At 50.0% G+C, this 9838-nt stretch carries 6 protein-coding genes; 4 read left to right on the forward strand and 2 right to left on the reverse strand.

The window, feature by feature from the left end; translation table 11 throughout:
* Positions 1-222 precede the first annotated feature (222 nt).
* Genes MJ768_RS11325 through MJ768_RS11335 form a run of 3 tightly spaced genes read left to right on the forward strand, consistent with a single transcriptional unit; the run spans position 223 to position 4647 of the window.
* Complete coding sequence (locus MJ768_RS11325) at positions 223-1719, forward strand: ATP-binding protein (protein ID WP_239291907.1); 1497 nt, start codon at positions 223-225, stop codon at positions 1717-1719.
* A 31-nt stretch (positions 1720-1750) separates the two neighbouring features.
* Positions 1751-2203, forward strand: coding sequence for a response regulator (locus MJ768_RS11330; protein WP_239291909.1), 453 nt, complete (start codon positions 1751-1753; stop codon positions 2201-2203).
* Entirely contained in the window at positions 2200-4647 is a 2448-nt protein-coding gene (locus MJ768_RS11335; RefSeq protein WP_239291911.1) for an EAL domain-containing protein, read from the forward strand. Before MJ768_RS11330 ends, MJ768_RS11335 begins: the two co-directional genes overlap by 4 nt.
* A gap of 191 nt (positions 4648-4838) precedes the next feature.
* Here the strand turns inward: MJ768_RS11335 and MJ768_RS11340 are convergent, their stop codons facing one another.
* Positions 4839-5948, reverse strand: a complete 1110-nt coding sequence (locus MJ768_RS11340; protein WP_239291913.1) for a DUF3616 domain-containing protein — start codon at positions 5946-5948, stop codon at positions 4839-4841.
* 374 nt (positions 5949-6322) lie between these two features.
* Between MJ768_RS11340 and alaS the strand changes: the two genes are divergently transcribed.
* Positions 6323-9016, forward strand: a complete 2694-nt coding sequence (alaS, locus tag MJ768_RS11345; protein ID WP_239291915.1) for an alanine--tRNA ligase — start codon at positions 6323-6325, stop codon at positions 9014-9016.
* A 143-nt stretch (positions 9017-9159) separates the two neighbouring features.
* On the opposite strand, the gene MJ768_RS11350 is transcribed toward alaS, so the two are convergent.
* Positions 9160-9699, reverse strand: coding sequence for a Slp family lipoprotein (locus MJ768_RS11350; RefSeq protein ID WP_239291916.1), 540 nt, complete (start codon positions 9697-9699; stop codon positions 9160-9162).
* Positions 9700-9838: the final 139 nt, after the last annotated feature.

Raw genomic sequence — 9838 nt, forward strand, 5'->3', positions numbered from 1 at the left:
TTGTCAATTAACTGCCAACTAAGCAATTGGGTGACCATTTTGATCCCGTAAAATTATCAACCGCTTGCCCAACCGCTTCTGCCAGCGTAAAGTCCTATACAAGGTTTATGAAAATTTACATAGAATCCATATTAAGTTTAGGTGGTAAGGTTGTAGCAAAAACCGTTTAGTTTATAGTATGTTCCCAATTATTCTAGCTGTATGTCTGGAGGGGAATGCGCCATGCGATCAGCAAACTTATCATTCATTTCATCCGACTTTCGTCAACAATTGAAAAGGCTGTGGGCAGCGTTCCTGCTTCCGCTCTATAAGCACACCATTCTGGTGTTAAGCATTATCTTTTGTAGCGGTACGCTGCTTGCTTTGTGGTACTTATCCCACGCCACGACCACGCTGGTGCAATCCGCCGCACTACAGGGCATTACTCTGCATGCAGCGTCTCTAATGGAACTGCGTAACTTATACACTTCTGAAGTTGTGGATCGTGTGAGCGGCCACAACATTGAAGTAACACACGACTACCTACTCAAGCCGGGGGCTATCCCGTTACCCGCTACCTTCAGTATGGAACTCGGCAGAAGAATTAGCTTGCGCGGTTCCGGCATGGTGGTGCGTTTATACAGCAATTACCCCTTTCCCTGGCGCAAGGATGGCGGTGCGCATGATGATTTTGAGCAGCAGGCTTTGGCAGCGTTGCAGGCGCATCCGCAACAGCCCTACTACCGTTTTGAAGACTTCCAGGGACGCGCATCGTTACGCTACGCCACGGCGGATGTAATGCGCGCGGAATGCATAAGCTGCCACAATGCACGCCCGGACAGCCCTAAGCATGACTGGAAAGTAGGTGATGTGCGCGGTGTGCTAGAGATTGTTCGACCATTGGACAGTGTAGTAGCGCAAAGTCGAGCCGATCTGCGCGACATTTTCATTCTCTTTGGCATGCTGCTGGCGCTGGGGTTGGGGGCGCTTGCATTGGTAGTTACGCGCTTACGGCGTGTGTCAGTTGATTTGGAAGATCAAGTAGTGCTGCGCACCACCCAGCTGGCTGCGGCCAATCAAGAACTGGAGGCATTCAGCTATTCAGTGTCGCATGATCTGCGCGCACCGCTACGCAGCATAGACGGCTTCAGCCGAGCCTTGCTCGACGACTATAGTGCGCAGCTGGATGAAGTGGGCAAAGATTATCTGCAACGGGTACGCGCTGCTACCCAGCGCATGGGGCAGTTGATTGACGATATGCTTAAGCTATCGCGCGTCACACGCAGCGAAATGAATTTTGAGACGGTGAACTTGAGTATGCTGGCACAGACGGTGGCCGACGAATTGCAACAGGCACAGCCCGAACGTCGCGTGGAATTTGTCTGTATGCCAGGAATGACAGTGCGGGGCGATGCCCACTTACTGAAAGTAGCGCTGGAGAATCTATTGGGCAATGCATGGAAATTTACTTCTAAACGCGAACAAGCACGTATAGAACTCGGTGTCACGCACCAAGTCGGAGCATCTGTGTACTTCGTTCGTGACAATGGAGCAGGATTTGACATGGCATACGTCGGCAAACTTTTTGCTGCGTTTCAGCGGCTGCACGCCATGACCGAATTTCCTGGCACCGGGATTGGATTGGCTACAGTGCAGCGCATCATTCACCGCCACGGTGGTCGAGTGTGGGCGGAAGGGGAGCCAGACAAGGGCGCGACATTTTATTTTACTTTGCCATAGAATTTTAGTGTTCGATAAATAAGGAATCCGCATGGGTAATAAATTTATTTTGCTGGTCGAGGATAATCCTGATGACGAAGCGCTTACCCTACGTGCGCTCAAGCAAAACCGTATCGAAAACGGAGTGGTAGTGGCGCGCGATGGGGCGGAAGCACTTGATTATCTGTTTGGCAAAGGAAAATATGCGGGGCGTGACCTGAATGCGATGCCAGCGCTAATCTTGCTCGATTTGAAATTGCCTAAAGTGGATGGCCTCGAAGTATTGAAGCAGCTGCGTGCGAACCCTCTAACCGCACTGTTGCCGGTGGCGATTCTCACCTCCTCGCGCGAAGAGCATGATCTGATAGCGGGCTACAAACTGGGTCTCAATAGCTATATCCTTAAGCCAGTGGACTTCGATCAATTCACAGAGGCGGTGCGCAACCTCGGGATATATTGGTTGGCAATCAACGAAACTCCTCCAGGAGGTAGGCGCGCGAAATGAACAAGCCGATATTGCGTACGCTGATCATTGAGGATTCGGAAGATGATGCACTACTATTGACGCTCCATTTACAACAAACATATGAACTCATTCATATACGGGTAGACAGCGCGGACGGTTTGAGTCAGGCCCTGCAACAGGGTGAGTGGGACTTGGTGCTTTCCGACCACGCTATGCCTGGCTTTGACTCATTCGCTGCGTTACAAATTGTGCAGCAAAGTGGACGTGATCTGCCATTTATTATTGTTTCCGGTGCCATTGGTGAAGACTTGGCTGTGGCGGCGATCAAGGCTGGGGCGCATGACTACCTGCTGAAGAGCAATTTGAAGCGTCTGATTCCCGCCATTGAGCGCGAGTTGCAGGCAGCACAGGCGCGGCGCACCCATTTTCAGTCCGAGCAGCGCTTCCGCGCGACGTTCGAACAAGCCGCGGTTGGCATTGCACATGTCGGGCTGGATGGGCGCTGGCTGCGCGTCAACCACAAGCTGTGCGTCATCACTGGTTATACTGAGGAAGAACTCCTGACACGCAATCGTCCGAGCATCACTTACCCTGACGATATGCCCGACGAACTAAACAGTATGCAGCAGTTACTGGCCGGCGAGGTTCCTAGCTCTACCAAGGAAATACGCTATGTGCGCAAGGACAGTTCATTGGTGTGGGTCAATCTTACGTGGTCGCTTACTCGCACTTCCACCGGTGAGCCGGATTATTTTATTGAGGTGATTGAGGATATTACCGAACGAAAAGAGGCCACGGAACGGCTCCGACTGTTCGCGCGTATATTCGATACTATCAATGAAGGCGTAGTAGTGACGGATGCAGATAAGAATAATATTATGTTCGTCAATCCGGCTTTTACCGCTATTACCGGTTACAGCGCTACTGAAGCGATTGGCAAGAACCCGCGTATTCTTCATTCCGGCTTGATGGACAAGGCGTTTTACGACAGGATGTGGCAGAGTATCAAAAAAACTGGCCGCTGGCAGGGCGAAATAACAGACCGCCGCAAGAACGGGGAGAGTTACGTCGAGTGGTTGAGCATCAGCACGATGAAGGACGAACGGGGCGAATCTAGTCACTATATTGCCGTGGTTTCCGACATTAGCGAGCGCAAAGCGGCAGAAGAACGCATGGTCTATATTGCGCAGCACGATTTTCTCACCAATCTCCCAAATCGCATGATGCTGCATGATCGCCTAACACAGGCGATTGCCCATGCTGGACGTGAACAGCGCAAGGTGGCCGTTATGTTCCTTGATCTGGATCGTTTCAAGGCTATCAACGACACATTGGGCCACCTTGTTGGTGATAAGCTGTTAAAGATTGTTGCCGACCGCATTAGCAGTGTTGCACGCACTAGTGACACGGTAAGTCGGCTAGGCGGCGACGAATTTGCCATCATGTTGCCGTATATAGAAAATACGGATGATATTGCCACAATTGCCGTAAAGCTCCTGACGTCCATTGCCGGCCCTTGCGTAATCGATGGCAACGAAATTGAAGTGACAACCAGCATCGGAATCAGTGTGTTCCCGGAAGATGGGAACGACAGTGAATCTCTGATAGCACATGCTGACGCCGCGATGTATCAGGCTAAGGGGAACGGGCGAAATAATTACCAGTTTTTCACTCATGAGATGAACCGACGTACACTTGAACGGATATTGATCAAGAATAAGTTGAGTCACGCCATGGAACGGAACGAATTATTTCTGCTTTACCAGCCACAAGTGGATTTGCAAAGCGGTCGCATCATCGGTGCGGAAGCGCTGGTTCGCTGGGATAATCCCCTGTATGGAAAAGTCTTGCCAGCGCAGTTCATCCCCATCGCGGAAGAGAATGGTCTGATCCCTCCAATTGGTGAATGGGTGTTGCGCGAGGCCTGCCGTCAGAACCAGGAATGGCGCAAGCTGGGGTTGATGAAAATTACCATGGCGGTAAACCTTTCGGTAGTGCAGTTCCGCCAGAAAAATCTCGGCGAAATAATTAAGGCTATTCTGCATGAAAGCGGCCTGGCTCCATCCGGCCTGGAGCTTGAAATTACCGAGGGTGTCGTCATGCAAGATGCGGAAGCCGCAATTTTATTGCTGGAGGAGATGAAGGAGATGGGGCTCAAGCTGTCGGTGGATGACTTCGGCACGGGCTATTCCAGTTTAAGCTACCTCAAGCGATTTCCAATTGATAAGTTTAAGATTGATCAATCGTTTGTGCACGATTTGACGACAGACACGGACGATGCAGTGATTGTAAGCACCATTATTTCAATGGCTCATAGTCTCAAGCTGAAAGTTATCGCCGAAGGGGTGGAAACCGCCGAACAATTGGCTTTCCTGAAACAGCAGGGATGTGACGAGATACAGGGTTATTACTTCAGTCAACCGATAAGCGCTGAGCAATTCACCAAGCTTCTCTCTTCAGGTAGTGGGTTATTTGAGCTATAGAAGTTGTATTTTCTAAGAGCAACCTTGCCAAACGGATGGGGTCCCCCAATTTTTGGTTAAAACGATTCCTCGAAAGATTATATGGTAACTAATTGTTTTATAAAAAATTTTATGTCGGAAGCTTGATCTGGTGTCACAGTATTCTGATTCTATTTTGGGCCGTATTTATGCCGCATGGGCGAATTGATGCTTCACTTAAGCGGAAACAGGTCAGCCTGAAGATCATTTTCTTCCGGCTTCCCGACTATTCCCGCTGAGTCATAGACCACCAACAGCGCTGTGGATTTATTATCGTTGGAATAAATCGTAAACCCTTCCGGACGCTTGTTTACGTTTTCCGTTCCAGTCTTGTAGGGAAGCTCTACTACCCCAGGCAACTTAGCGCGCGTCAGTAATGTCTCCCCTGTGGCGTCCAAAGCACCAGCCCAGCGAAAAATGGCAGCGGGGCCGTTGAGGCTCATGGTAGTACCAGCAAGGACAAGCAAATCAGAGCCATGGAAGCAAAGGTCACGCACTCCTAATCCCCGCAGATCAAGAAAATGTTTACGATATAGCCGATCATCATCGTCGATTGCAGCGAGTCCAATAATGCCAGGCGCAATATTCTTGACCAATATCTCGATTACTATCGCCCAACCGCCCAGTACAGGTCCGCGCAGACCGAGGAATACCCGGTTGTCGTGGACTGCGAGCCCTTCGATATCGAAGCCATTGTCCTTGCTGGGGATCGAAAGAAAAGGCCCGATGTGTTCATCTAACCGTAGTGCGTTCGTGAGAAGGTTCCCTCCATCATCACCCATTAGCCGTGCGGCCGTGCGACTAGTCTTCTTCGCTCCTTCGACATGTTTACGCGGCGTCCATTCTCCTGCTGTATCTGGTGCCAAGGGAATGCGCGCCAACAGATAACGGTTGTCGGTAGTGCGCAACTCGCCAAGGCGGCGAATCTGCTTTGCCACTTTTTCTTTGCTATCGGCCTTCCGCCGCCTGACACTATGCGATCCGACGACCCAGATATAGCCGCTGTCATAGCTTAACCCCTCAATATCAATTTCTTCTTTCTCGTTACCCGGGAGCGTCAGGAAGTTGGTGAGGCGAAAAGTTTGGTGTTGTGCGTAAATTCCGGACTCTGTCCGGGAGAAACGCTCGATGCTGTTCGATTCATCGGACGCGACCCAAAGGTAACCCTCGGCCTGGACCACTGCCGAGATCTGACCGTGAAGCCTGTCTTCGCCGTTAGCATTGTCGGCACGCGGATCGAAGCGCAGTAGAAGGGATTGTGAAACATCAGTTATTAAAGTCATGTGGCCTCATTACATAAATCATCCGATAAAGCTGCAGAATATTTCATGCAAACAAACACGATAATATCTTCCCCGCCAAAATTGCTTAATCAGATGTGCTCTAATCCCACTACAATCTTTGCGGACTAAGCAATGAAACCACTTATGTTTTTAAGATTTAACAATATATTTTGTTCCATGGCAAACGCCATCTAAGATGACTCGTTTGATACTGTTATTAGATAGCCCCATCATTATTCCTCTAAAAATTGCTTCGCCGCTTACACCAGCTGCTTGCTATAAGAAATGGGAGGTGCAGCCTGGTAGTGTCGGATGGTATTATTCGCACCTTATGAAACATAAGAATAATTGCTTTTTTTAAGATTGGCTAACAGATGAACAGCAGCAAAATCCGTCAGAAATTTTTGGATTACTTTGCCTCCAAAGAGCACACTATCGTGCCTTCCAGTCCATTGGTGCCGGGCAATGACCCTACGTTGTTGTTCACCAACTCCGGCATGGTGCAGTTCAAAGACTGTTTCCTCGGCCATGACAAGCGTCCGTATGTACGCGCTACGTCTTCGCAGCGCTGTGTGCGTGCGGGTGGTAAGCACAACGATCTGGAGAACGTGGGTTATACCGCGCGGCATCATACATTCTTCGAGATGTTGGGTAATTTCAGCTTTGGGGACTATTTTAAACACAGTGCCATTAAATATGCATGGGAATTGCTCACTGAGGTTTATAAGCTGCCAGCTGACAAGCTGTGGGTTACAGTTTACGCCGAGGATGATGAGGCTTATGACATCTGGTTTAATGAAGTGGGCGTGCCCGTAGAGCGCATTGTGCGTATCGGTGACAATCATGGCACACGCTATGTCTCCGATAATTTCTGGCAGATGGCAGACACTGGTCCATGCGGTCCATGTTCGGAAATTTTTTACGACCATGGGCCTGATGTTTGGGGCGGTCCTCCGGGCAGTGCGGAGGCCGATGGTGATCGCTATATTGAAATCTGGAACTTGGTATTCATGCAATACAACCGCGATGAGAGCGGTGTGCTGCACCCGTTGCCCAAGCCATCGGTGGATACTGGCATGGGGTTGGAGCGCATCGCGGCAGTACTGCAACACGTGCATTCCAACTACGATATTGACTTGTTCCAAAATCTTATCTGCGGGGCGGCGCGCGAAACGAACACCAGCGACCTTACCAACAACTCGCTCAAGGTGATCGCTGACCATATTCGCGCTTGTTCCTTCCTAATTGTGGATGGAGTGATTCCCGGCAATGAAGGGCGCGGCTATGTGTTGCGTCGCATTATTCGCCGTGCCATCCGGCATGGTTATAAACTGGGCTGTCGTGCAGCATTTTTCCATAAGATAGTAGTTGATCTTATCAGGGAAATGGGCGGGGCGTATCCCGAGTTGGTCGCGGCGCAAACGCGGGTAACTGATGTTCTACGTATCGAGGAAGAGCGCTTTTTTGAGACTATTGAGCATGGTATGAAAATGCTTGAAGTAGCACTCGATAAAATCGTATCAAGTGGTCTTGGTTTTGATGCCGAATCGGGCAGTGGAAAGGATCGAGGTGAAGGCAAATTACTTCAACCAAAAATCCTTGTGGGACATATTGCTTTTACTTTGCATGACACCTTTGGTTTTCCGCTTGACCTGACACAGGATGTATGTCGTGAGCATGGTGTCATAGTTGATGAAGTTGGCTTTAATGATGCCATGACACGCCAGCGCGAACAGGCGCGCGCGGCGGGAAAGTTCAAGATAGCGGCAGGGCTGGAATACGAGGGCGTGAAAACACAATTCCACGGGTACGAAAAACTAGTTACGCAGGGCAAGGTAGTGGCGTTGTACAAGGATGGCGTGGCTGTGCAAGAGCTTTCCGCTGCTGATACAGGTATTGTGGTGCTAGACAATACGCCGTTCTACGCGGAGTCTGGCGGGCAGGTGGGTGACGTAGGCGTGCTGCAGATATTATCCAATAATCCAACGCTTTTTGTTGTAGAAGATACACAGAAAATTCAACCCGACGTGTTTGGTCACCACGGGCAGGTAAAGAGTGGTTTTATCAAGGTGGGCGACTTGGTCGAAGCAATTGTCGATGAAGCTGCGCGCGCGCGCACTATCCGTAACCACTCAGTCACGCACCTGATGCACCGGGCGTTACGTGATGTATTGGGTGCGCATGTGCAACAGAAGGGTTCGCTGGTTGATCAGACAAAAACACGCTTTGACTTTAGCCACAATGCACCGATGACCGATACGCAAATCCGCGAGGTGGAAAGTCGTGTGAACCATGCCATACAGGCGAATGCCGCGGTGAGCGCGCAGGTGATGACTTATGACGATGCACTCAAGTCCGGCGCCATGGCATTGTTCGGAGAAAAGTATGGTGATGAAGTGCGCGTGTTAGGCATGGGCGAATTTTCCACTGAACTATGCGGCGGCACGCATGTACAACGCACCGGCGACATTGGCTTATTCAAAATTGTGATGGAGAGCGGTGTGGCTGCTGGCATCCGCCGTGTTGAGGCGGTCACCGGGGAGGGCGCGCTGAACTGGGTGCAACAGCTAGATGCGAGAGTGCATGAAGTCGCCACCACGCTTAAGGTGCAGCCACACGAACTAACCCAGCGTGTTGCGCAAATGCAGGATGCGATAAAGGCGCTGGAAAAAGAACTCACTACCTTGAAATCTAAATTGGCTTCTTCGCAAGGTGAAGACTTGGCAAGTCAGGCTATAGAAATTAATGGCGTCAAGATAGTAGCTGCACTTTTGGAAGGTGCGGATATCAAGATATTACGAGAGACATTGGACAAGCTGAAAGACAAGCTTAAATCGGCAGCCATCGTATTGGCTGCCGTGGCTGATGGAAAAGTTACTCTTATCGCTGGTGTTACCGCTGATATTACCAACAAGGTAAAGGCGGGAGAATTGGTTAATGCGGTGGCGCAACAGGTCGGCGGAAAGGGTGGTGGCCGCGCGGATATGGCTCAAGCAGGGGGTACGCAACCAGAATCTCTGGCCACTGCACTCGCATCTGTGTCAGCTTGGGTAAAGGGAAAGCTATAAGCAAGGTAAAATCCAAGCAGGGAGGGGGCAATTTTTGCGAGTTACCGCTATGCAATCTCCCTGCCAGAACTACTTCCTTTGTCTGACTGAAATATTGATCCCCCGAAACACATGGGCATTTGTGCTTGGTAACATGTTTTTTACTACCAGTAAGGACCTCCAAACCGGCCATGCCATGGACCCCACGGGTTGTACCAATATGGCCCATAATAACTATTATAGTAAGGGTACCGTGATCCATAATATGAATATGGAATGAGCTTTGGCCATAAATAGACTGTTTCGGCGTTGATCTGAGGATAGCGATATTCGTATTCGCCAAGCTTGCGCACGGTAGTGCCTTGAATGTTACCAATTATTGTCACCTCGCGGCCTTTCGCATACACTTCGGGATCGTAAAAGTCGGGAGCGCAGGCAATGAAGCGTCCCCCTGTCATATCCGTTTCCAGAGGTCTTGCGCTACTGTCCAATGGGTGGCTCACTACCTCAAAACACGTCTCATTCTTGCCTGGTTCAGTGTTTGCAATACTGCCTCCCCAACGTACACGCTGACCTACAAAATTATCATGTTGAGCGGCGCTTGGTGTCACCTCAGCAAATGAACCGACTGCCAGCGGCTTTGGAACGGTGGCACAACCAGCAACTGCAATTGGCAGTAGAAAAAGAAAAATCCAGCGATTCATGGAAGCCTCCTTAAATTTTGTAAGTTATTTGACTGTATTGGCACATACTGGCCAGGTTGCATAGCGTTTCAAATAATCTATATATGTCAACGCTAAATAGAAATGTCCGGTTTTCTGCAAAATAGAAATGTCCGGTTTT

Origin of the sequence: Candidatus Nitrotoga sp. 1052, from assembly GCF_927312905.1 — a bacterium.
Classification (GTDB): Bacteria; Pseudomonadota; Gammaproteobacteria; order Burkholderiales; family Gallionellaceae; genus Nitrotoga.